21 protein-coding genes, 1 tRNA gene and 1 riboswitch are annotated in these 21,601 nt (G+C 47.5%); of the genes, 13 read left to right on the top strand and 9 right to left on the bottom strand.

Annotated elements, in window-relative coordinates; translation table 11 throughout:
- Window positions 1-469: 469 nt before the first annotated feature.
- The 9 genes from guaB (at window position 470) to ACQKPA_RS31595 (ending at window position 8,934) form a co-directional block, all read left to right on the top strand.
- Window positions 470-1,927: an IMP dehydrogenase gene (gene guaB / locus ACQKPA_RS31635; RefSeq protein WP_071221104.1), complete on the top strand. Its 1,458-nt coding sequence runs from the start codon at window positions 470-472 to the stop codon at window positions 1,925-1,927.
- A gap of 152 nt (window positions 1,928-2,079) precedes the next feature.
- Complete coding sequence (locus ACQKPA_RS31630; protein WP_427496261.1) at window positions 2,080-3,498, top strand: D-alanyl-D-alanine carboxypeptidase family protein; 1,419 nt, start codon at window positions 2,080-2,082, stop codon at window positions 3,496-3,498.
- Between the two features lie 163 nt (window positions 3,499-3,661).
- Window positions 3,662-4,543, top strand: coding sequence for a pyridoxal 5'-phosphate synthase lyase subunit PdxS (pdxS, locus tag ACQKPA_RS31625; RefSeq protein ID WP_071221106.1), 882 nt, complete (start codon window positions 3,662-3,664; stop codon window positions 4,541-4,543).
- Window positions 4,544-4,558: 15 nt separating this feature from the next.
- Window positions 4,559-5,146 carry a pyridoxal 5'-phosphate synthase glutaminase subunit PdxT gene (gene pdxT / locus ACQKPA_RS31620; RefSeq protein WP_427496260.1) on the top strand — a complete coding sequence of 196 codons (588 nt, stop codon included), beginning with the start codon at window positions 4,559-4,561 and terminating at the stop codon, window positions 5,144-5,146.
- 190 nt (window positions 5,147-5,336) lie between these two features.
- A complete protein-coding gene (serS, locus tag ACQKPA_RS31615; protein ID WP_127596242.1) occupies window positions 5,337-6,620 on the top strand; it encodes a serine--tRNA ligase in 1,284 nt (427 codons plus the stop codon).
- A gap of 72 nt (window positions 6,621-6,692) precedes the next feature.
- A tRNA-Ser gene (locus ACQKPA_RS31610) sits at window positions 6,693-6,781 on the top strand.
- Window positions 6,782-6,945: 164 nt separating this feature from the next.
- On the top strand, window positions 6,946-7,287 hold the full coding sequence (locus tag ACQKPA_RS31605; RefSeq protein WP_194540324.1) for a hypothetical protein: 342 nt from the start codon (window positions 6,946-6,948) through the stop codon (window positions 7,285-7,287).
- A 106-nt stretch (window positions 7,288-7,393) separates the two neighbouring features.
- On the top strand, window positions 7,394-7,543 hold the full coding sequence (locus ACQKPA_RS31600; RefSeq protein WP_098741251.1) for a small acid-soluble spore protein P: 150 nt from the start codon (window positions 7,394-7,396) through the stop codon (window positions 7,541-7,543).
- A gap of 305 nt (window positions 7,544-7,848) precedes the next feature.
- Window positions 7,849-8,934: a hypothetical protein gene (locus ACQKPA_RS31595; protein WP_427496263.1), complete on the top strand. Its 1,086-nt coding sequence runs from the start codon at window positions 7,849-7,851 to the stop codon at window positions 8,932-8,934.
- A 78-nt stretch (window positions 8,935-9,012) separates the two neighbouring features.
- Here ACQKPA_RS31595 and tadA read toward each other — a convergent pair whose 3' ends face one another.
- A complete protein-coding gene (gene tadA, locus ACQKPA_RS31590; RefSeq protein ID WP_427496259.1) occupies window positions 9,013-9,507 on the bottom strand; it encodes a tRNA adenosine(34) deaminase TadA in 495 nt (164 codons plus the stop codon).
- A gap of 362 nt (window positions 9,508-9,869) precedes the next feature.
- Here tadA and ACQKPA_RS31585 point away from each other — a divergent pair, with 362 nt between their 5' ends.
- The gene (locus ACQKPA_RS31585) at window positions 9,870-12,161 is read left to right on the top strand and encodes an ATP-binding protein (protein WP_427496258.1); all 2,292 of its coding nucleotides are present in this window, start codon (window positions 9,870-9,872) and stop codon (window positions 12,159-12,161) included.
- Between the two features lie 36 nt (window positions 12,162-12,197).
- Window positions 12,198-12,899 carry a 23S rRNA pseudouridine(2604) synthase RluF gene (gene rluF / locus ACQKPA_RS31580; protein ID WP_071221114.1) on the top strand — a complete coding sequence of 234 codons (702 nt, stop codon included), beginning with the start codon at window positions 12,198-12,200 and terminating at the stop codon, window positions 12,897-12,899.
- A gap of 112 nt (window positions 12,900-13,011) precedes the next feature.
- Here rluF and motB read toward each other — a convergent pair whose 3' ends face one another.
- Window positions 13,012-13,818, bottom strand: a complete 807-nt coding sequence (gene motB / locus ACQKPA_RS31575) for a flagellar motor protein MotB (RefSeq protein ID WP_427496257.1) — start codon at window positions 13,816-13,818, stop codon at window positions 13,012-13,014.
- Window positions 13,802-14,602: a flagellar motor stator protein MotA gene (gene motA / locus ACQKPA_RS31570; protein WP_100541615.1), complete on the bottom strand. Its 801-nt coding sequence runs from the start codon at window positions 14,600-14,602 to the stop codon at window positions 13,802-13,804. The genes motB and motA overlap by 17 nt, the downstream gene beginning before the upstream one ends.
- Before the next feature lie 191 nt (window positions 14,603-14,793).
- Between motA and ACQKPA_RS31565 the strand changes: the two genes are divergently transcribed.
- Window positions 14,794-15,087: a hypothetical protein gene (locus ACQKPA_RS31565; RefSeq protein WP_071221117.1), complete on the top strand. Its 294-nt coding sequence runs from the start codon at window positions 14,794-14,796 to the stop codon at window positions 15,085-15,087.
- A gap of 109 nt (window positions 15,088-15,196) precedes the next feature.
- Window positions 15,197-15,511, top strand: a complete 315-nt coding sequence (locus ACQKPA_RS31560) for a 4a-hydroxytetrahydrobiopterin dehydratase (RefSeq protein WP_098741259.1) — start codon at window positions 15,197-15,199, stop codon at window positions 15,509-15,511.
- A gap of 101 nt (window positions 15,512-15,612) precedes the next feature.
- Here ACQKPA_RS31560 and ACQKPA_RS31555 read toward each other — a convergent pair whose 3' ends face one another.
- The 6 genes from ACQKPA_RS31555 to ACQKPA_RS31530 form a co-directional block, all read right to left on the bottom strand.
- The gene (locus ACQKPA_RS31555; RefSeq protein WP_096777305.1) at window positions 15,613-15,969 is read right to left on the bottom strand and encodes a c-type cytochrome; all 357 of its coding nucleotides are present in this window, start codon (window positions 15,967-15,969) and stop codon (window positions 15,613-15,615) included.
- Between the two features lie 161 nt (window positions 15,970-16,130).
- Window positions 16,131-16,631, bottom strand: coding sequence for a GNAT family N-acetyltransferase (locus ACQKPA_RS31550; protein ID WP_427496256.1), 501 nt, complete (start codon window positions 16,629-16,631; stop codon window positions 16,131-16,133).
- Window positions 16,632-16,770: 139 nt separating this feature from the next.
- Window positions 16,771-17,244, bottom strand: a complete 474-nt coding sequence (locus ACQKPA_RS31545; protein WP_427496262.1) for a C40 family peptidase — start codon at window positions 17,242-17,244, stop codon at window positions 16,771-16,773.
- A gap of 435 nt (window positions 17,245-17,679) precedes the next feature.
- Complete coding sequence (locus ACQKPA_RS31540) at window positions 17,680-18,153, bottom strand: C40 family peptidase (RefSeq protein WP_100541613.1); 474 nt, start codon at window positions 18,151-18,153, stop codon at window positions 17,680-17,682.
- Window positions 18,154-18,156: 3 nt separating this feature from the next.
- A riboswitch (cyclic di-AMP (ydaO/yuaA leader) is annotated at window positions 18,157-18,296 on the bottom strand.
- A 347-nt stretch (window positions 18,297-18,643) separates the two neighbouring features.
- Window positions 18,644-19,471, bottom strand: coding sequence for a hypothetical protein (locus ACQKPA_RS31535; RefSeq protein ID WP_427496255.1), 828 nt, complete (start codon window positions 19,469-19,471; stop codon window positions 18,644-18,646).
- A gap of 11 nt (window positions 19,472-19,482) precedes the next feature.
- A complete protein-coding gene (locus ACQKPA_RS31530; protein WP_427496254.1) occupies window positions 19,483-21,474 on the bottom strand; it encodes a M1 family metallopeptidase in 1,992 nt (663 codons plus the stop codon).
- Window positions 21,475-21,601 lie beyond the last annotated feature (127 nt).

Here is a 21,601-nt window from a genome sequence, read left to right as displayed (position 1 = left end):
ATGGTACTTGGACCGAAGGGTCCCGGGAGAGTAGGACGTCGCCAAGCGAACAACCATAAAGACCGTTATCGAGTCATCGATAACGGTCTTTTCCTATATTCAATAACATGTGTTTACGAAATCGAGGACTATCCCGTACCGGGTTGGGTGATACTAAACGACAACGATTCATTGTCCCTAGGATGATGCCTCAAGAGTAAGCATATTGGCAGACAGGCTTTAACCTGGGTAAGTCTCCATTTAATAGAAGTAACCCGGTCTGTTTGTCCATTCCAAAGAGACAGGATAACGCGCTGGATGGATACTTGCGAACTTCGAGGAAAGGGCGGATTTCAATCCTTGACAGCCTATGGGCCCTTTGCTAAGATGGCAATAATATATTTCTGAAAATACTTGAAAATGCCGTCCGGTCCAGCTCTGACAGTAGTTGTAGTCCGCAGGAAGACGACAAAAAGGAGGAATAACCCAGGTGTGGGAAGATAAGTTTAGCAAGGAAGGCTTCACTTTTGACGATGTATTGTTGGTTCCTAGAAAATCCGAGGTGCTTCCAAAAGAAGTAGATGTTAGCACCAAATTGAGCGAGCATGTAAAATTGAATATCCCGCTCATCAGTGCAGGAATGGACACCGTAACGGAAGCTCCTTTGGCAATTGCCATTGCTAGAGAAGGCGGAATCGGCATTATTCATAAAAATATGACCGTTGAACAACAGGCAGAAGAGGTAGATCGGGTTAAACGTTCGGAAAGTGGTGTTATTACGAATCCGTTCTCACTCCATGCTGACCATCTTGTATCCGATGCAGAGAAACTCATGAGTAAGTTCCGGATTTCCGGCGTACCGATCGTAGATAAGAACAATAAGCTGATCGGGATTTTGACGAATCGTGATCTTCGTTTTGTTCATGACTACAATACGGTAATTAGTGAAGTGATGACCAGTGAGAATCTGGTGACAGCTCCGGTCGGAACGACTCTTCAGGATGCCGAAATGATTCTGCAGAAGCATAAGATTGAGAAACTTCCTTTGGTTGACGAAGATAATGTTCTTAAAGGACTTATCACGATTAAAGATATTGAGAAAGCGATTCAGTTCCCTAGAGCTGCGAAGGACGCTCAGGGACGCCTGCTTGTAGGTGCAGCGATCGGAATTTCCAAAGATACCTTCGAAAGAGCAGAAGCTCTTGTGAAAGCTGGTGTAGACGTCATTACTGTTGACTCTGCCCACGGTCACCACATCAATATCATTGATTCCGTTCGCAAATTGCGTGAAGTGTATCCGGATCTGACGATTATCGCTGGTAACGTGGCTACAGGCGAGGGTACAAGAGAGCTTATCGAAGCCGGTGCATCCGTCGTTAAAGTCGGAATCGGGCCGGGATCGATCTGTACGACTCGTGTCATTGCCGGGATTGGCGTACCGCAAATTACAGCGATCTATGATTGTGCAACGGTCGCTAAGGAATACGGAGTGCCGATTATCGCAGATGGCGGCATCAAATATTCCGGTGAAATTACTAAAGCGATCGCAGCCGGAGCAAGTGCCGTTATGCTGGGCAGCATGTTTGCTGGTACGGAGGAAAGCCCAGGCGAAGCTGAGATCTATCAAGGACGCCGTTTCAAGGCTTACCGCGGTATGGGTTCCCTTGCTGCTATGAAACAAGGCAGTAAAGACCGTTACTTCCAAGATGATGACAAGAAATTGGTTCCGGAAGGCATCGAGGGTCGTGTTGCTTACAAAGGGCCTTTGGCAGATACCATTCATCAGCTGATCGGTGGATTACGTTCCGGTATGGGCTATTGCGGTACGCAAAACCTGGAGGAACTGCGGAATGACACCCAGTTTATCCGGATCTCTGGTGCAGGATTGCGCGAAAGCCATCCGCATGATATTCAAATTACCAAAGAAGCACCTAACTATTCCTTGTAATTCACTCGAAAGAACAAGGATGAACAACATATGTCATTTATTTCCTGGACAAGCTGGATGAAATTCATCTAGCTTGTCTTTTTTTGATACCCCCCCTATGATAGAATAGAACAAGTTAATGACTTATTGAGAATTAGAGGGGAGTAATTCCATTGATAGACAAGTCTGTAAAGAAGAATAAGCGACAACGCATTCAAAGAACGCTCGCATCCTTGATGCTGTTTAATATACTATGTTTCTCTGCTGCACCTGCGGTTTCACTCGCGGCGCCTAATATGCTGGCAACAGCGGATACGACGAAAGCGACAGAGGACAAAGCGACAACTGAGAAGGCCACAACGAATAATGCGAAGCCGGATAAAGTGCCATCCATTGATCAGCTTGGATTGGAAGTAAGCTCTGCGGTATTGATAGAGCCATCTACAGGCCAAGTGTTGTTATCTATTAATGCTGACCAGGCATTGCCGCCGGCGAGCATGACCAAGATGATGACGGAATATATCGTTGCAGAAAAAGTAAAGCAAGGCGAATTAGCATGGGATGACGTGGTTACTGTAAAAGAGAACGCATCAAAAACCGTGGGATCTCGGATATTTTTGGCTGAGGGAGATCAACATACAGTGGAAGAGCTTTACATAGCCATGGCTGTCGGGTCGGCGAATGATGCGACGGTAGCATTGGCTGAACATGTGGCTGGTTCCGAGGCAGAGTTTGTTACCATGATGAATGATACGGCGAAAAAGATGGGGCTGAAGACGGCTTTTTTCATTAATTCCACAGGCCTGAGCCGTGCAGATATGCCAGAGAAATATCGTCCTGAGGAGGATAAGGAAACGGTAATGTCGGCAATGGATACCGCTCTACTTGCCAAATATATCGTAGAGGATCATCCTGATTTTGCGAGATTCACAGCCATTCAATCTCACAAGTTCCGGCCGCGTGACACGAATCCGATTATCAACTACAACTGGATGCTTGAGGCCAATAAGAGTATTACAAACTTCAAGGCTTATGCTTATGAAGGTTTAGATGGATTAAAAACAGGCCATACCAATGCAGCCAAATATTGTTTTGCCGGAACTGCTGAACGTGACGGCATGCGTTTGATTAGCGTTGTAATGGGTACGAAATCTGAAGGTGCCCGTTTTAAAGAGACCAAAAAAGTCCTTGATTACGGCTTTGACAACTTCGAAGTGAAGGAAGTTCAAGCTGCCGGAGCAACCGTAGAAGGCTTTGAAACCGTCGAAGTGAAGAAGGGCAAAGGCAAAGCAGCTGGGCTCGTAACCGATAAAGCCCTCACTTTTGTTGTACCGAAAGGTTCAAACGGCAAGAATATTACCTTTGAAGCCAAACTGGACTCCTCCAGCATGACAGCTCCTGTCGCTAAGGATACGAAGGTGGGCACGGTAACCTACACATATAAAATAGAAGGCATGAAGGAAGCCCAAACCGAAACGGTGAATCTAATCACTGCGGAAGAAGTTGAGAAGGCAGGCTGGTTCAGTTTGTTCCTGCGGGCGATTGGAGACTTTTTTGCCGATTTGTTTGATTCCATCAAAAATCTTTTTTAACAGCCGATAAATTCCGAGTAAATGGGTTGTGTATTTGATTTTGATGCGGTAAAATATCAAGTTAGATTCATTGCAAGCATGCACCTATACGGGTACAGACCATATCGCCAGGGAATGCTGTAATGGCGATGAGATACAACATATATTCGGGAGGCTAGGGGACATGGAAACAGGAACATCAACTGTAAAAAGAGGTATGGCGGAAATGCAAAAAGGCGGCGTCATTATGGACGTCATGAATGCGGAACAAGCAAAGATCGCTGAAGCTGCCGGCGCAACGGCAGTTATGGCACTGGAGCGCGTTCCTTCCGATATTCGCGCTGCTGGGGGAGTAGCACGGATGGCTGATCCAACCATCGTTGAGGAAGTCATGAAAGTTGTATCCATTCCAGTTATGGCCAAAGCTCGTATCGGTCATTACGTCGAGGCAAAAGTACTCGAATCTCTTGGCGTGGATTATCTCGACGAGAGTGAAGTGCTGACACCGGCGGATGAAGTGTTCCATATCGATAAATGGGATTTCACGGTACCGTTCGTATGCGGCGCAAAGGACCTTGGCGAAGCGCTGCGTCGTATTGGTGAGGGTGCATCCATGCTCCGTACGAAAGGCGAGCCGGGAACAGGTAATATCGTGGAAGCCGTTCGCCATATGCGCCTCATCAACAGTCAAATCCGTAAAGTTCGCAACATGTCGAAGGACGAGCTGTATGCGGAAGCGAAGAACCTCGGTGTTTCCTATGACCTCCTGAAGGGCATTCATGAGACGGGCAAGCTCCCTGTCGTTAACTTTGCAGCTGGCGGCGTGGCAACACCTGCTGATGCGGCATTGATGATGCATTTAGGCGCTGACGGCGTCTTTGTTGGATCCGGTATTTTCAAATCGGACAGCCCTGAAAAATTTGCTCGTGCGATTGTTGAAGCGACTACGCATTATGATGATTATAAATTGATTGCTGAAGTATCCAAGAACCTGGGTACTCCGATGAAAGGCATCGAGATATCCAAGCTTAGTCCGGCTGAGCGCATGCAGGATCGCGGCTGGTAAGAGAGAAGGGGTAACATGAAGGTCGGCGTACTGGCACTTCAGGGTGCCGTTGCAGAGCATATTCGAAGCATAACGCTTGCTGGTGCCGAGGGAGTGCCGATCAAGAAGGTCGAGCAGTTGCACGGCATTGACGGCTTGATTATTCCTGGCGGTGAGAGCACCACCATCGGCAAGCTGATGCGGAAGTATGATTTTATGGATGCGATACGTCAGTTCTCAGCCCAGGGCAAACCGATATTCGGAACATGCGCCGGACTGATCGTGCTGGCTGAGCGAATTCAAGGCGACGAAGAGGTTCACTTGAAGCTGATGGACATCACGGTGGCGCGGAACGCATTTGGACGTCAGCGTGAAAGCTTCGAGACCGATTTGCCTGTAAAAGGTATCGAAGAAACGGTACGAGCTGTCTTTATCCGTGCGCCGCTTATTCTGGAAGTGGGTGCGGGCGTTGAGGTCTTGTCTACTTATAAAGATGAGATCGTCACAGCCAGACAAGGGCATCTGCTCGCAGCTTCGTATCATCCGGAGCTAACCGACGATTACCGACTTCATCAATATTTTGTGGAGATGGTTCGATCCCGGTCTACGGCACCACAGACGTAATAGTTACAGTAGAAGACATCTTGACTCTTTGGCGGTATGTGGGAGTCGAGTTGTCTTTTTCGCTGAAATACAATAAGATGTATCGTATGTAATAACGTACAATGCAGCCTTGTCCCAAGGCCTTTTTATCAACATATAGGGCAGCTGCTTCGATATACTTGATGGATGTTTTACTTTAGGAGGGTTTCCCGTGTTAGACGTAAAAATATTGCGCAGCGAGTACAGTCGTGTAGAAGAAGCGCTGAAGAATCGAGGCAAATCGCTCGATCTGATTGCGGATTTTCCTAAGCTTGACGCCCGGCGCCGGGAATTGCTGCAGGAAAGCGAAAGTTTGAAGAATCGCCGCAACACCGTGTCGGCTGAAGTAGCCAAACTGAAGAAGAATCGTGAGAATGCAGATGATCTGATACTGGAAATGCGACAAGTGTCAGACCAGATTAAAGCGATGGATGAGGAAGTTCGTGAGCTGGAAGCCAGCATATCCGAGCTTACTTTGGCGATTCCGAATATCCCTCATGAGAGTGTGCCGGTAGGCGCTTCGGAGGAGGAGAACGTGGAAATTCGCCGCTGGGCGGAGCCAAAAGCTTTCGATTTCGAGCCTAAGGCCCACTGGGAGCTTGCTCAGAATCTGAGTATTTTGGATTTTGAAGCAGGTGCGAAGGTAACGGGTTCACGGTTTACGTTCTATAAAGGTTTAGGTGCTCGTCTTGAGCGTGCCTTGATCAGTTTCATGATGGATCTGCACAGCGACAAACACGGCTATGAAGAAATGCTGCCTCCATATATCGTCAACCGGGACAGCTTGTACGGAACAGGACAGCTGCCTAAATTCGAAGAGGATTTATTCAAGATTAGCGATACCGACTATTACCTAATCCCAACCGCTGAGGTTCCTGTAACGAACTACCATCGCGAGGAAATCTTAAATAGCGAGGATCTGCCTAAATATTACGTGGCGTACAGCTCCTGTTTTCGTTCGGAAGCCGGCGCGGCAGGACGCGACACACGGGGACTTATTCGTCAGCATCAGTTCAACAAGGTTGAGATGGTGAAAATTGTACATCCGGAAACATCGTTTGATGAGCTTGAGAAGATGACGGCGGATGCGGAGCGCGTGCTTCAGCTGCTGAATCTTCCTTATCGCGTCATGGCTCTCTGTACTGGGGATATGGGCTTTGGATCCATGAAGACATACGATCTGGAAGTTTGGCTTCCGGAGAGCGGCGTATATCGTGAAATCTCCTCATGTTCGAATATCGGGGACTTCCAGGCGCGCCGTGCCAACATTCGCTTCCGTCCGGAACCGAAGAGCAAGCCGGAATTTGTCCACACCTTGAATGGTTCCGGGCTTGCGGTAGGACGCACCGTTGCTGCGATTCTGGAGAATTATCAACAGGCTGATGGATCCGTCGTTATTCCTGAAGTACTTCGCCCATACATGGGAAACGTTAGTATCATCGAACAGAAAAAATGAGTTGATAAAACAGTTTGTCTTGTGGTATAATGATTTTTGCACGTGATTCATTTGCATGGATCATTACCACGTGGAGAGGTACCGAAGCGGTCATAACGGGGCGGTCTTGAAAACCGTTAGGGTGCAAGCCCACATGGGTTCGAATCCCATCCTCTCCGCCATACATAATCAAACGCAAACCGTTTCCTTAGGGAAACGGTTTTTTTGTTCTTTTTTTATAAAAAATCATTGCATGTTCTTCCCTTCAATAGGTTTCTGCTTTATGGAGGGTGCTGTATAAAACATCCCCTGTTATCGCAATTTATAGAGAAGGGGAGGTGTGAACATGAACTCAGAACTGAATGTCGATCAGTCGACGCTGGTCAATGCCTGGCAGGAAAGGCTGCCCACCATATTAAAGCCGGGAGATCGCGCAGAAGTGGCTGCAGACGAAGGGGATCCGAACGCCATCCGCATTCACATTGATGCAGCAGGTCGCCAGGAGTATTCATTTGATTTTCAATGCACGTATGTGGATTCACGGGAAGTGAAGGTCGATTTGGTCGATGTAGAGCGTGATGGCGCAACGACGGATGAGCGCAATGAGAACATTCAGGGCATGGTTGGCGATTATACGCGCCATATCCATGAGTGTGCCCAAACACTGCAGCAAATCACGCATCATTAGTTCCATAAATGAGGGAGACAGTTTCCATACTGTCCATCTTGGTATGGACATCAAAGGCAGGATAGCGTAAGACATTGTTGTGATCCATGAAATGGAGGGCTATCAGATGAGCAAACCTAAAGCGATTCCGGTACCGGAAGCACAGGAGCAGCCGAAGCAGCGCAAGGATCATGACCGTGGCGGTCAGGAGCCGCTGTCAGGCTCTCACAGAGCGAAGATCCGTAAACAGGATGGACATTTCAATCCGGAGGGCTAGAAGCCTGTAGGAGCAAATACTGAGAGGCTAGAAAGCAAGAATCGAGGGAACTTCCTGTAATACGACAGGAAGTTCTTTTTTTCGTTATGAAACCTTTTGCGTCCAACTTGCGTATTAGTGTTCAAGTGTAATATTTTGGGGCCCCACCTTATTCGCATGTTAAGAAGTTTGAAATTAAGATGGATGGAAAAAGAAAGGAAATAAATTTTCAGCAAATATTCCAGAAAGTGTTTCTCATTTTGGTTAAATGGTTTATGATTAGAAGGTCTGTTATTTTTTTGATGTTAGAGGGGAGAGAAATTTTAATGAACAAGAAGTTTGCAGCTATTATGCTGACACTGCTGCTCACAGTGACAGTTGTATTATCCGGCTGCGCCAAAAAAGAAGAGCCTAAGGCAGCAATGACCAACGCTGCTACGAACGCGATGAAGATGACATCCTACGAAATGAAGAGTAAATTTGTCATTGAAGACCTTCAAGTTAACATACCTGCAGTTGAAGGCGATCCAAGTGTAACTCAAGCGATGACCATGCTGAAGAATGCTGAGGTTACGCTGGATGGTATCTACCAAGCTGAGCCAATGCAAACTGAGATGAACATGGGTATCAATCTGAAGGGTGACATGGCGATGTCCTTCAACATTGATATGGTCATGACTAAAGAGAAAATCTACATTAAAGTTCCAAGCATTCCAATGATGCCATTCCCAGAGGACGTTGTTGGCAAGTTCCTCATGATGGACATGAAAGAGCTTGCTGAGCAATCCGGTGAAACGTTTAGCCCAGAAAGCTTGGATACTGAGAAGTCCCAGAAATTCGTTAACGAAATCCTTGAAGCCTTGCTGAGCGAGTATGACCAAGCGAAATACTTCAAAGAGATCAATGTTAAAGATGCTGGCCTTCCAGAAGGCGTGGATGCAAAACAAGTCGTTCAATTCTTTGTAACCAATGATAACCTGAATGAAGCATTGGATATTATGGTAAACAAGGTTGCACCTAAGGTTGTTGATATTGCAGCAAAAGACGAGTACCGCGAATTGCTGGGTCTGACCCAAGAAGATATCGACGCTGCTAAAGCTGAAGTATCTAACGTCAACCAAGACGAATTCAAAGCGGGCTTGGAAGAGATGCAGAAGTATCTGAAGATCAACACATTCAACATCAACACGGCTATCGATAAAAAGAATTTCCCTGCGTACCAGGATGTTGTGTTGAACGTTGATTTCAACGATCCAGAAACCAAAGAGAACGTGAAGTTGGCTGTGAAGGGTAGCACCCAATACAACAACATCAACGGAAAACAAGAGTTCAAAATCGGTATTCCAAAAGATGCGGATGTCATCACGATGGAGCAATTTGAGGAATCCATGAGCCAAATGGGCACTTATTAATATTATTCATCGCAGACAACAAAACCCGGCCGTCATGGCCGGGTTTTTACGTTGTTATACTTATACTCTACATAATGATCATAGTTTCCCGCGCAAACGTCGGAAGAACTGAGTGAGCAGTGATGCGCATTCTTCCTGCAGCACGCCCTCAACCACGTTAGTTCGGTGATTAAAACGCGGCTCTTGAAGCAAATTCATCAGTGTTCCGGCACAACCGGCTTTGGGATCACCAGTGCCATAGATCAGCTGTGGGACCCGGGATTGGACGATAGCTCCTGCACACATGGGACAGGGCTCGAGCGTCACGTATAATCGGCAGTCCAGCAGCCGCCATGCTCCAAGATACTGGCTTGCCTCGCGGATAGCTACCATCTCGGCATGAGCCGTACCATCATAAGTCGTTTCACGCAAATTGTAACCACGGCCAATAATCTCATCGCCCCGAACGATGACAGCACCAATCGGAACTTCACCGAGCTCTTCGGCTTTCCGTGCTTCCGCAATGGCTTCTCTCATCCAGTGTTCATGATTATCGTTATCCACAGCCAGTGGGTCTATTGAATTTGATATCAAACTAAAGTCTCCTTTCACAGCCCGTTAAAACCCTGTATTTATACCCAATGTTCAACGAACATTTATTCGTTTGTTAACATGTTGTGGACAGAATTGTGGATAAGTAAAATATTATACACAAAGTTATGCACATTATCCCCAGATAAGTTGTGTATTTGTGCGCAATCTGTGGATAGGTTGTTTATTTTACCGGGAATGGCCTCTTATATTGTAAGGATTCCTTATTTCAATAGCAATGCGATTGTGGAAAAAAGCATATAGACATCAAGCCCCTTGTCTTTTCAAACGTTCGTGATCAAGGTATCATGAGGGTATTAGATTCGCAAGTCGTCTATGTGACAGCAGAAAGGTGAAGATGCCACTTGTCGATTAAGACGAAATTATCGATGATCATGTCCATATCGGTATTATTTATTCTTCTGCTCAACATTACGTTGAACTATTACACGACCCAGGAAAATTTGCAGCAGGATAGTGAAACGAAGATGGTGATGGCCGCTACTCAGATCGCCATTACGGTCCAGCAAACCGGCTTTAGTTCTGCATATGTGGATAACATATTCGGTGATATGCTGAAGGTGGCCGCGGTCAATGCGGCAAAAGCTTTAGATCCGGATATTAACAATATAACCAATCAGCAATTGGTGGAATTGAGTAAGGAGATCGGCGTCACCCACATTTCATTATTGGTCCGGACGAATGATGATATCGTTGTTGCCCGGTCCTCCTCTCAAGATGAAATCGGCCTCTCAACAAAGAACTGGGGGTACTGGCATACGGCTTTTCAAGAATTGTTCCAGTATGGTAAAGTCGTATCCGTTTCCGAGGGTCAGCGAGCCGATCATTTTTGGTCAGGACCGTTTGAATTCTCCACATCCAATCCCGAATTCATTGATAAATGGGGATACTATTACGATAGCAAGCGCAATTATATCATTGATCCCTACATAAGGAATTCGAATATCAAGGACTTTGTGAAGATAACAAGCCCGGATACGGTTGTGAAGGAAACGTTGAAGTCGAATCCGCGGATATTGGAAGTAACAGGCATCAACCCTGAAACGTTTGGCAATGAATATATGAGAGAAGATGGAACGGATGACGTTCACCACAAGCTTCGCAATCGACCGATTACATTCGGCACCTATGACTATGGGAGCCTGGACCAAGATGCCGAAGCTGTGCAGAGGGCTGTTTCTACCGGCGATAATGTGGTTTTTGTCAGTACCATCAATAATAAGAAGGTGCTAAAAAGCTTCATCCCTATCGTATCCGAGAATAAACCGACCAGTGTCATTAGTGTCGTTATGGATTATGAAGCCATCTCCTCCGTGATGAGGGAGCAGATGATCAGTCTTGTGGCGATCTCATTGGTTTTATTGGAAATTGTCATATTCGGCAGTTATATTGTTGCAGGGTATTTTACTAAGCCGATTCAGGCTATCCTTGGCACTGTAAACGATGTCTCGGATGGTCACTTTGATCGAAGGCTGGAGGTAAGCAGCCGGGACGAGCTGGGGCAGCTTGCGGGTCGAATCAATGCGATGACACGTAATCTGGGTAACTATACGAGCCAGTTGAAGCAAATGGTCGATGAGAATCAATCCGTTAAGGAATATCTGGAGTCGGTCATTAATCAGACAGCCGACGCCATTCATACAACCGATACCCATGAACGGGTTATTAGTGTAAATAAAGCGTTTGAGCAATTATATGGTTGGAAGGCGCACGAAGTGGTTGGACGGAAGCCTGCACTTGTCCCTCCGGCTAAAGAGGAAGAAGAAAAGGAACGCATCCGCCGCCTGCGGGCCGGAGAACGGCTTCCTCCAGTGGAGACGGTCCGCCTTCATAAAGATGGAAGCGCTATTGAGGTCAGCATCAGTACCTCGCTGGTGCGCGATGAGAACGGTGAGGTTACTTCCATGATTAGCGTGTCTCGGGATGTGACGGAACGCAATCGCATCGAGGAGCTGCTGCGTCGTTCGGAGAAGCTCAATACCGTTGGCCAGCTGGCTGCCGGCGTTGCTCATGAGATCCGGAATCCGCTGACGACCCTTCGTGGATTTCTGCAGCTTCAACAGCAGACCCACAAGGTCAATCCGGATCATATTGATCTGATGCTGTCGGAGCTGGATCGAATTAATCTGATTGTCAGTGAATTTCTGATATTAGCGAAGCCGCAGGCGATTCATTTCCAAGAGAGGGATGTCCGAGTCATCATGAGAGATGTCATTTCATTCCTCGACAGCCAAGCCCATTTGTACAGCATCGAGTTCAAATTGAAGTTTACTGAAGCACTAACCTACGTACACTGTGAAGAGAACCAGCTCAAGCAGGTGTTCATCAATCTGCTCAAGAATGCGATAGAAGCGATGCCGGATGGGGGCAGGATCTGGATTGAGCTTTCAAGGCCGAAGGGTGAATGGGTACAAATCGACATTCGGGACGAAGGACAAGGCATTCCGGAGGATCTGATGCCGCATCTTGGCGAACCGTTTATCACGAATAAGGAGACGGGCACAGGACTCGGATTGATGGTAAGCCAGCGTATTATTCAGGGCCACCGGGGTATGATGGAAATCGAGAGTGAAGTAGGAGCAGGAACGAAGGTGAGTATAGTTCTGCCTGCGGTTCAGCGGAATGCAATTGAGTGATAAGCAAGAAGTAGTTACAGATAAGGGGATGGCATCTTGAGAATCAATAAATTTATCAGTGAAACGGGATATTGCTCACGGCGTGAAGCGGACAAGCTGGTGGAGAGCGGGAAGGTTACCATTAATGGCGTGGTGGCAGTCCTGGGAAGCCAGGCAGAAGAAGGAGACGATGTCCGGATTCAGGGAAAGCCGCTTCAAGATAAGAAGAAGCATGTGTATATTGCTCTTAATAAGCCGGTCGGGATTACAAGCACCACCGAACCGCATATTAAGGGCAATATTGTAGACTTCGTAGGCCATAAGGAGCGTATTTTTCCTATCGGTCGATTGGATAAGGACTCTGAGGGACTGATCCTGCTGACGAATGATGGGGATATCGTCAATAAGATCCTTCGCTCCGAGGGGAAACATGAGAAAGAATACATTGTGACGGTGGATCGCCCGGTAACGGAATCCTTCCTTAGCGGGATGTCCAGCGGCGTCAAGATTTTAGGTGAGATGACGCTGCCCTGTGAGGTCACTCGAATGTCCGAGCGCGTGTTCCGAATCATTCTGACGGAGGGGAAAAATCGTCAAATCCGCAGAATGTGCAGCGCTTTTGGTTATGAGGTCCGAAAGTTACAGCGAATTCGGATTATGAATATCCGTCTCGGCAGTCAGCGCATCGGCGCTTGGCGTGATCTTAACGAGAAGGAGAAGGAAGAGCTTGGTCGGCTGCTGAACTATAGGCTCGAGTAGCAGGCTGAAATACATCTATAACCCTAAACAAAAACAACTGATGGGATCTGGAGACCAGATGCATCGGTTGTTTATTGTGTGTTATAGTCTGTAGGGACCGTTCCCTTTTGAGTTATTCATTCACGCTGGTAAAGGTCGCACTATCCTGGTATTTACGTATAATGGATACCTCGACTCTGCGGTTCTTCGCTCGTCCAGCAGCGGTGTTGTTATCGGCAATCGGGTGGTATTCACCATAACCGATCGGCATGAACCGTTTAGGATCCAATTCCGAGTTGGCGAGCAGAATCTTCATGAACTGCAAGGCACGATCCGAGCTTAGATCCCAGTTCGACGGATATCGGCTGTTCGAGATAGGCACATTGTCCGTATGGCCGGATACAATAATTTCATAGTCCGGGAACTTATGAAGCATTTGCGAGATGGCCTTGGCCAGTTTACGGGCCTCCGGCTTCACAACGGCTTCACCGGAAGGGAACAGGGCGTTATCCCGTATTGTAATGACAAGCTGGGAGTGGTTCAACTTGGTGCTGAGCTCCGAGGTTAAACCGTTATTTTTAATATAATTATCGAGCTGCTTCTTCAGCTTCTCCAGATCCTGTTGTTCCTGACGCATCAGTTCTGCACGTCGTTGGTCAGGTGTTGTTGCGGGAATGGAAGGGGATGTCGCTTTATGATCCTTAATATTAGGCGGATCATCGCTGGATTCCGTTTTACTGTAATCCAGCACCCCGGTTCCGCCAGTGAGAGCAACGCTGAAGGCTTCGCTCATTTCTTGAAATTTGCGTGCATCCGTCGCGCTCATGGCGTACAGCACCAGGAACAGGGCCAGAAGCAAGGTCAGTAGGTCTGCGTAAGGAAGAAGCCAGGATTCGTCGGCATGCTCCTCATGCGGCTCGTGTCTAGTCTTTTTGCTCACTAGCACCAGCCTCCCTCTCGCTGAGCTCAGCCCGTTCGGACGGTGTCAGGAACACGGAGAGCTTTTGATTGATTGCAATGGTGGATACACCGGATTGAATGGACAGCAAGCCTTCTACCATCATCAGGCGGATTTCAACCTCGCGTTTGGATAGACGCTTGAGTTTATTCGCAATCGGGTGACAGATGACATAACCGGTGAAGATACCGAGCAGGGTAGCAATAAACGCAGCCCCGATGGCATGGGCGAGTTCGCCCATATCTTCCATGTGGGATAGTGCAGCGATCAAACCGATAACGGCTCCAAGTACCCCGAGGGAAGGTGCATACATACCGGCCTGGGAGAAGATCAATGAGCCGGAACGATGGCGCTCTTCGGTGGCATTAATATCTTCCATTAATACATCACGTACGAATTCCTGATCGTTGCCGTCAATGATCATGCGCATCCCATTACGCAGGAAGCTGTCATCAATCTCATCGACTTTAGTTTCCAGAGCCAGCAGTCCTTCACGGCGTGTGATCGAAGCCCATTCCATAAACAGCTTGATCATATCCGTTTTGTCCATCAGATTCTGTTTCACGAAGGTCATCTTGACCAGCTTCGGAATCTTTTTCAGCTCGACTAGCGGAAATCCGATGAATAAAGTTGCTGCCGTACCGCCAAGAATGATTAGATAGGCTGCCGGGTTATACAAAGCGAGAAGGGAGGCACCTTTCAGGATCATGCCCACCAGTACCGCGACGATACCGATTATTAAGCCTATAATTGTTGAAATTTCCATACCACACCTCATCCGTGAGAAATAAAATAACGAATCCATTCGTCAGAACGGCTCTCATGGAGAACCGGGCCCCTTATGTGGGGCGTTATCCTATTTATCGTCAGGTCGGGCTTTTTTTTTTAGTTGTAATTTCCGGTATAATGGAAGGAAGGGAAACGAAGCTAAGTACGGCAAGGAAAGGAGTGATTAAGATGGGCGTTAAGCACGGAAGGGATTATGGCGAAATTCTGGCAGAACTAACCGAGGCGGTCGGGCGAATTTCCGACAGCTATGTCTTCTTTGAAATGGAAGCTGAGGATTGGGGCAATCTGGGTGAAGCCGAGCAAAATGAGGTTCATGAGGCGCTGGCGGAGGATTTGTTTTATGCGCTTGGCACAGAGCCGGTGATTAACGTTGGCAGCGGCGTGGTCATGCATGATCAGACGAACCATCGAATACATATTTTGATTGGTGAAGAAGAGTTGGCTTTTGTGGCCCTTGTGTAATCACTCCAGTTATCAACAGATACAGGGCAGAATAGAATAGATGACAGATAGCCCATATTACGTGTTAGTCGGCTTTAAGATAGGTTTTTTTCGGGGAGGAAGATAAAAGATGCTTTATACGCAGCAAGAAGTAGAGGCTCATCTGGAAAAGCTTGAGGGTTGGGAATTTGAACAAGGGAGATGGATTGTACGAAAGTATACCTTCTCCTCCTTCATGAAGGGAATCGCTTTTGTTGATGAAGTGGCAGCTATTTCGGAAGCTTTCGGACATCACCCCTACATCACCATAGATTATAAAGTCGTTACACTTCGTCTCACTTCTTGGGACGACGGTGGCATTACGGCTGTGGATATTAAGGAAGCGCAGCAGTTTAACGAAGCCTATGAGAAGAGTCGTTCGAAGGATGGCAAGGCGGCACAATAGAAGGGAAGACCATTAATCCCTTCAGAGGCCCCGAATATGTAAAAAACACGCTTGCACCGGGAACAACTCCAGGTGCAAGCGTGTTTTGCGTTTAAGCTGATTTATTTTTTCTCAGCAAGGTACAGCGCGATGTTTGCGATTTCATCAGGTTTAAGTTGGTCTTTAAAGGAAGGCATTCCCTTACGACCTTTGGTTACAACGTTGAAAATCGCGTCCGCATCCATGTGTCCGCCTACTTGATTCAAAGCCGGCCCAGCGCCGCCTTGAAGTTGGTCGCCGTGACAGCTAATGCAGCTTGCTTTCAGTGTGGCTTCCGCTGCGGCTGCATCGAGAGTCACTTCCGGCATGGTCGGCTTCTCTTCCTGAGCTACCTGTTCCTTACCTGGGAGCGTAAACATCAGCGCGATAGCCAACGCACATGCGACGAAGAACAATCCGCTCATGATCCATTTTTGCATCGTCATATCGTCCCTTCTATGTATACTGCACTTTTGCACTTGTCTCCATTATAAACCAACATCCATAGACAGCATAGCCAGTTGTGACAAAAAAAGCAACTATACGGCGTAGCTTCATAAAAAGTACACAAAATTGTGCTTTTTCATATAGACAAAGATTACTATTCCTCATTTGCCGGGGGCTCATACACCATACAGTGGAAAAGGGCGTTGCCCGTTGGCGTAAGCCGCTCATACGTATCGGTGATGTGAAAGCCTGCCCTTTGATAAGCGCGGATTGCTCGCTCATTCCAGGTCATTACCTCAAGGTCAATTTCGTCGGCAGGCCGCCTCCGTTTGGCTTCCTGGACAATCGACTGCATAAATCGTTTACCCATTCCACGCCCGCACCAATCAGGCCGCATGCCAAGTCCAATTCGTGTAACCTCATGCATCGGAAACAGCTGGGCAAATCCCCAGAGGGCCTCCCGCTCATCCAGAACCGAGATGTACTGTCCCAGGCGAATGTCCGGATCGCCAAACTCCACCTCAAGCCCTTTCATCTGCTCCCAGGGAAGAAAGCCATAGATATTATAGGGAGGAGGGTAGGCCCAAGCGCATATTTCTTTGGCGTGCTCTTCACGCATGACTACGGCGTGAAATGTAATCGGTGTGGCATCCATTTGCGAAGTCCTCCTATCGTCTGCATAAATAATAACCATATTACGAACATCCAAGTCGCATCAAAAAAGCCCGCAAAAGAGAGGTAAGGGCTCCTTTAACGGGCAAGCAGTATGTATAGGGAAGAATAGCCTCTATAGCTTAGGATGATTCACCGACCGACTCTTCATACTTATCATCACTCATGATACGCTTTGCACCCACGTATCGCTGATCGTAGTAATCCTCTGCCAGGCGGTTGATAACCACGCCGCGGTTGGAGGAAGCATGGGCGAATTTGCCATCACCGACATAAATGCCGACGTGGGAGATGCCCTGGCCCGATGTGTTAAAGAACACCAAATCGCCAGCGCGCAGCTCCTTACGGGACACGCTTGTCCCCATGTCGAATTGAGAGCCGGATTGATGCGGGAGCTTCAGACCGAGTTTAGCATAAACATACATGGTGAAGCCGGAACAGTCAAATCCGCTCGTGGTTGTACCGCCGTAGCTGTATCTTGTACCTAGAACTTTATCGATTTCCTGATCCAGCGCACGATCAGCAAACACGCTGCCAACGCCCAAAGTGAACAGCAGCGTGATACTTAGGGCTGCTGTCGATAATGTTTTCTTCAGCATGGTAAGCTCCTTTTTCGTTTGCCGCGAGGCATAGCAATCTATATATTAAAGCACTTACATTAATGACAAAGTTGTTACTGCGTCCATTCTAGCAGACAGCAAGCGAGATTGGCAATTATTTCTTGATGGATTTCGCTATTTTTCAATAGCATTAGCTGTCGAAGCAATAAAAAAATCAATATTTTTCCAAAATGGGTGTTTAATGAAGGGAGAGAAGGGTATATAAAGGATAGAAGATGTGAAGACATGGCAAAGTGAAGTGAACTTGTATAATAAATTTCATTTTTTTTCGAAAAGCGGGAACTTTTTCGTTGTCCTGAACGTTATAAAGGTATAGAGAGAATAAACAAAAGAAAAAGCCGCTGGATGAGATCGGCACAATCTCATAAACCCAGGGCTTTCTTGTAAGAGTAAATCAATTAAGTTCCAACATTAATTGTAGTTTACAGCTACGGATTTGTACGTATTCTGACTCATAATTCTCTTAGCGCCTACATATCGGTTGGCGTAATAGCTCTGGCTCAGCGGACTAATAATGACACCACGCGAAGATGAAGAATGAGCGAATTTGCCGCTCCCGACATAAATACCCACATGAGATACACCTCTACCGGATGTGTTGAAGAACACGAGATCGCCAGCTTTCAGGTTGCTCTTGGATACGGCCGTACCTACTTTGTATTGAGCTGCAGACGTACGGGGCAGGCTAAGGCCAAGCTTCTTGTAAACATAGCTGGTGAATCCGGAGCAGTCAAAACCATTCGTTGTAGTTCCACCTGTTTTGTAAGAGACACCAATGGCTGGTTTGATTGCAGTATTTAATTTGGAATCGGCGAAAGCGCTTCCGGTCCCTAATGTGAGTGCGAGTGCGAGGCCTAGAGAAACAGCCGTTAACTTCTTTTTCAAAACAAAAGCCCCTTCCATTGCCTGCGAGGTTAGCTTAAGGGTTCGGTTGAAGGTCCCCTATGATCCCTCTCTTGCGAGATCAATTCACCCAAAACGGATCCCCCGCTTCCCATATCGTTATGGGAATTCGGCTCCTTAAAATGTTGATGAACCCATTCATTGACGTTTGACGTTCCAACATAGTTAGCGAATTACATCGTTCCAATAAAAAGTTACAGTAAAGATGACAAAGTTGTTACTAACATATTCGTTATTTTAGCAGAGTATTAACAATTTGGCAAACGAGGAAAGATTATTTTTAAACAAAAAAACCTGTCCCCCTCTTGGGGAAACAGGTTTTTTTGTAATTTGGCGTTCAGAAATTTGTAATATGGAGGATAAAAGAACTCTTATTCTCTGTAAAATCAAGCCCGGGATAGAAACGTGTCGCTTCCGATTACAGCTTATTCGCGAGCATGTTTCATTATTTTAGGGTGACGAATTGTAACCATTAAGGATGCTGTGAGGAGGAATCTCTCCACAAATGATATTGAGCGGACATTGCCCAAATTTGGAAAAGTCCATTCAGGAAATAAGAGGCTTGCTGAATAATTAAGCCGATCAACCCGGCCCAGAAGAGCGAGGCCGAGCTCAGGAGCAGCAGAATGACACAGGCGGATCCACTGATGGTGATGGATAACAGCATTGCCATGCCCAAGCGGCGGAAGAGCGCATGGATCGAGCTGATCATGCTGGAATCGCCTGTACGGCCAAATTGCATATAGAGTAATAACAAGCGGATCAGATAGGCGTACAAGAACCAGCCAGCTGCATAGGGCAGTGCATGAAGCAGCAGAACAGGCTCCTGAATTCCATTCAGCAGAATCGGGAGGATTTTGGGCAGAATCCAGTAACCGGGCGCGAGGGTGAGAATAAGCTCAACCAGATAGAATAGCGTTACGGGTTTCCACAGTTTCCGCATGCCAGTGAAGAAGAATAAACCGCGCTCGCCCTTGGCTTCCTGGTGAAGGTTGTAGAAGATGCCAGCCCGAATGAGCGGGGTGAGGCTCATCCGGATCAGGAGCAAACCGGCCAGAAGCCATCCGTAGGTGTGTACTGTGCTGCTCAAGGATAAGCTCATCTCGCCCTCGTAGAAGAATAAAAGACGGCTGAGCTCGTTAGGGGCGGAATCCGGATATCGCATCAGCAGGGGGACGACTGCCGATTTTACGAGACGGTACAGGCAATATCCCCACAGCAAACGATATAAGAAGAGCAGGATCGAGACGTATAGCTGGTCTTTAACACTGGTCCACCCTTGGCCTGCGTAACTTTTCATGTGCTCCCCCCTCACCATGACAGGCTGCCGAACAGCGTCTCCACAAGCTTGGTAATACTGAGATTCCAGCGTGTAACCACCGTCGGATCCATTCCTGCCTTCATATAGTTATTAATGTGTTTGTTCTCTAGGACGATGGAGTACTTCGGATCAACCATGGCCCAGGCGAGCGGAGAGCTGTACTCCAGGGTGTAAGCAACTTTGCCGTCTTTGCCGCTCCAGGTTCGTTCCACCGTTTTGCCGTCCTCAAAGGCGAACACGATCGGCACATCGCTGATATCCCCGTCCTTGCTCGTAATCTGGACCGTGGACTCATATCGAGGATTTTCAGCCGTGCCTTTATTTTTGGTTTTGATCACGTCGATGGCGACATCCGCCATCTGGCTTCCATATACATATTGGTCAAAATACGACTGCCAGGACGTTTTGCTTACTTGCTCGACGACTTTCTGAAAGTCAGATGTGGTTGGATGCTTGAACCGGTATTTTTGGGCATAGGTGTGCATAATCTTGCCCATCATCTGTGGACCGACCTGCCGTTCGATGCCTTGCAGCACCAGCTTGCCCCTCGTATAAACATTCAGTGCATAGTTTTCGTGAGAACTGTATTTCCAGGATTCCATCTTCAGCGGTGCAGGGGAAGAAATGGATGCTCCCTGAGCCGCCGTATTGGAGGTAATACCGTATTCTTTTTCCATGACTCGTTCTTCTGCATAGGTTGCAAAGGCCTCGTCCAGCCAGGCTTCCTCAAATTCGTTACTTGCGATCATTCCGTAAAAATATTGATGGGCGATCTCATGAATGACGGTCCGTTCGAGCTCATAACCCGGCGAATCGTTCTTGGCACCGAAGGCCGTGACCAGCGTCGGGTATTCCATACCGCCTGCACCGTTGCCTGATTCCGGCGGAACGACGATGGACAACGTGGAATACGGATAGGTTCCGTACCATTTTCCAAACGAAGCGAGTGCCGACTTAGCGGCATCAAAGTAACGCTCCTTTAAGTCTTTATGGGCTGGATCGAGATACAGCTTGATGCGGACGCCGGGTACGCCTGGTGCGGAGAATGCTTCTTCTGCCGTGACAAAGTTTGGCGATGCCGACCAGGCAAAATCATGCACGTCATCCGCGTAAAACTGATAAATTTTTTCCCCGTTTGATTTTTGGGCAGGCTTGGTAGGGAATCCGGTCGCGGCGACAATGTAATTTTCGGGCACTCGGATGCGAACGCTGTAAATGCCGAAGTTGGAGTAGAATTCAGAGTTGCCGTGGTATTGATGAAGATTCCAGCCTTCCTCTGCTCTTCCGCGATGACCGGCCGGTTCATAGACCGAAATTTTAGGAAACCATTGGCCAGCCATAATAAAATTCTCGGTGGTTCCCATGCGAGCAAATATTTTGGGAAGCTCGACCTCGAACTCCAAGTGAATGGTAACACTCTCCCCGCTCTTGATGGGTTTAGGCAATCGGAGCTTGGCAAGGCTGTGATCCTTGATGTTGCCATCATCGGGTTGAACAAATTGAAGGCGATGGGTCAGGGCCAGTCCTTCGGTTGTTTTCACGCTGGTAATGGTCATGGAGCCGTATCCGTCATCTGGCATGGGATCGGAACGAAGCCTGCCGCCCGATTCCTTCATAAAAGTCGTGTCATTGGAAGCAAATGCATTGGGATACAGATGAAAGTACAGCTCGTTTACGCTTTTTTTGCCTGGATGAGTCCAAGTGAGTGTCTGTTTGCCCTTGAGCTTGTTCTCCTCAGGCTCGTACCGAACATCCATATGATATTCCACCAACCGGTCGCTTAAGGCCGGAGCGAGAATATTAGGCTGCACCTTAGGCGGTGAGAGCGGGGCCTTCTCCACGGCAGAGGCGGAGGGCTTGCCCGCATTTGGGGCAAGAGCAGACGCTGAGGACCCTGGATTCAGAAATATCGGCATCGATCCTGCAAGCAAACCTAGGGCAAGCAGGGATGATAGAAAGACTTTGGCACGTGGTGGGACCATATCGAACAACCTCCCGTTGACAAGCATCTAGTGCATGTATATGTTTGCTTTTGGGGGATTATTAGTTAAAATAAAATTATTGGGACATGGTTATCAATTTAGCAGCTGATACGTAAAGAATCGGCTC

This window comes from Paenibacillus sp. NPDC093718 (assembly GCF_050279985.1).
GTDB lineage: Bacteria > Bacillota > Bacilli > Paenibacillales > Paenibacillaceae > Paenibacillus_AQ.
The sequence above is the reverse complement of the archived record's forward strand: the minus strand, read 5'-3'. Positions and strand labels throughout refer to the sequence as shown.

Coding starts and splice junctions, on each gene's coding strand:
- pdxS (WP_071221106.1), top strand. CDS start 3,662: ATGGAAACAGGAACATCAACTGTAAAAAGAGGTATGGCGGAAATGCAA.
- pdxT (WP_427496260.1), top strand. CDS start 4,559: ATGAAGGTCGGCGTACTGGCACTTCAGGGTGCCGTTGCAGAGCATATT.
- ACQKPA_RS31605 (WP_194540324.1), top strand. CDS start 6,946: ATGAACTCAGAACTGAATGTCGATCAGTCGACGCTGGTCAATGCCTGG.
- ACQKPA_RS31600 (WP_098741251.1), top strand. CDS start 7,394: ATGAGCAAACCTAAAGCGATTCCGGTACCGGAAGCACAGGAGCAGCCG.
- ACQKPA_RS31595 (WP_427496263.1), top strand. CDS start 7,849: ATGAACAAGAAGTTTGCAGCTATTATGCTGACACTGCTGCTCACAGTG.
- motA (WP_100541615.1), bottom strand. CDS start 14,602: ATGGAAATTTCAACAATTATAGGCTTAATAATCGGTATCGTCGCGGTA.
- ACQKPA_RS31565 (WP_071221117.1), top strand. CDS start 14,794: ATGGGCGTTAAGCACGGAAGGGATTATGGCGAAATTCTGGCAGAACTA.
- ACQKPA_RS31560 (WP_098741259.1), top strand. CDS start 15,197: ATGCTTTATACGCAGCAAGAAGTAGAGGCTCATCTGGAAAAGCTTGAG.
- ACQKPA_RS31555 (WP_096777305.1), bottom strand. CDS start 15,969: ATGCAAAAATGGATCATGAGCGGATTGTTCTTCGTCGCATGTGCGTTG.
- ACQKPA_RS31550 (WP_427496256.1), bottom strand. CDS start 16,631: ATGGATGCCACACCGATTACATTTCACGCCGTAGTCATGCGTGAAGAG.
- ACQKPA_RS31535 (WP_427496255.1), bottom strand. CDS start 19,471: ATGAAAAGTTACGCAGGCCAAGGGTGGACCAGTGTTAAAGACCAGCTA.
- ACQKPA_RS31530 (WP_427496254.1), bottom strand. CDS start 21,474: ATGGTCCCACCACGTGCCAAAGTCTTTCTATCATCCCTGCTTGCCCTA.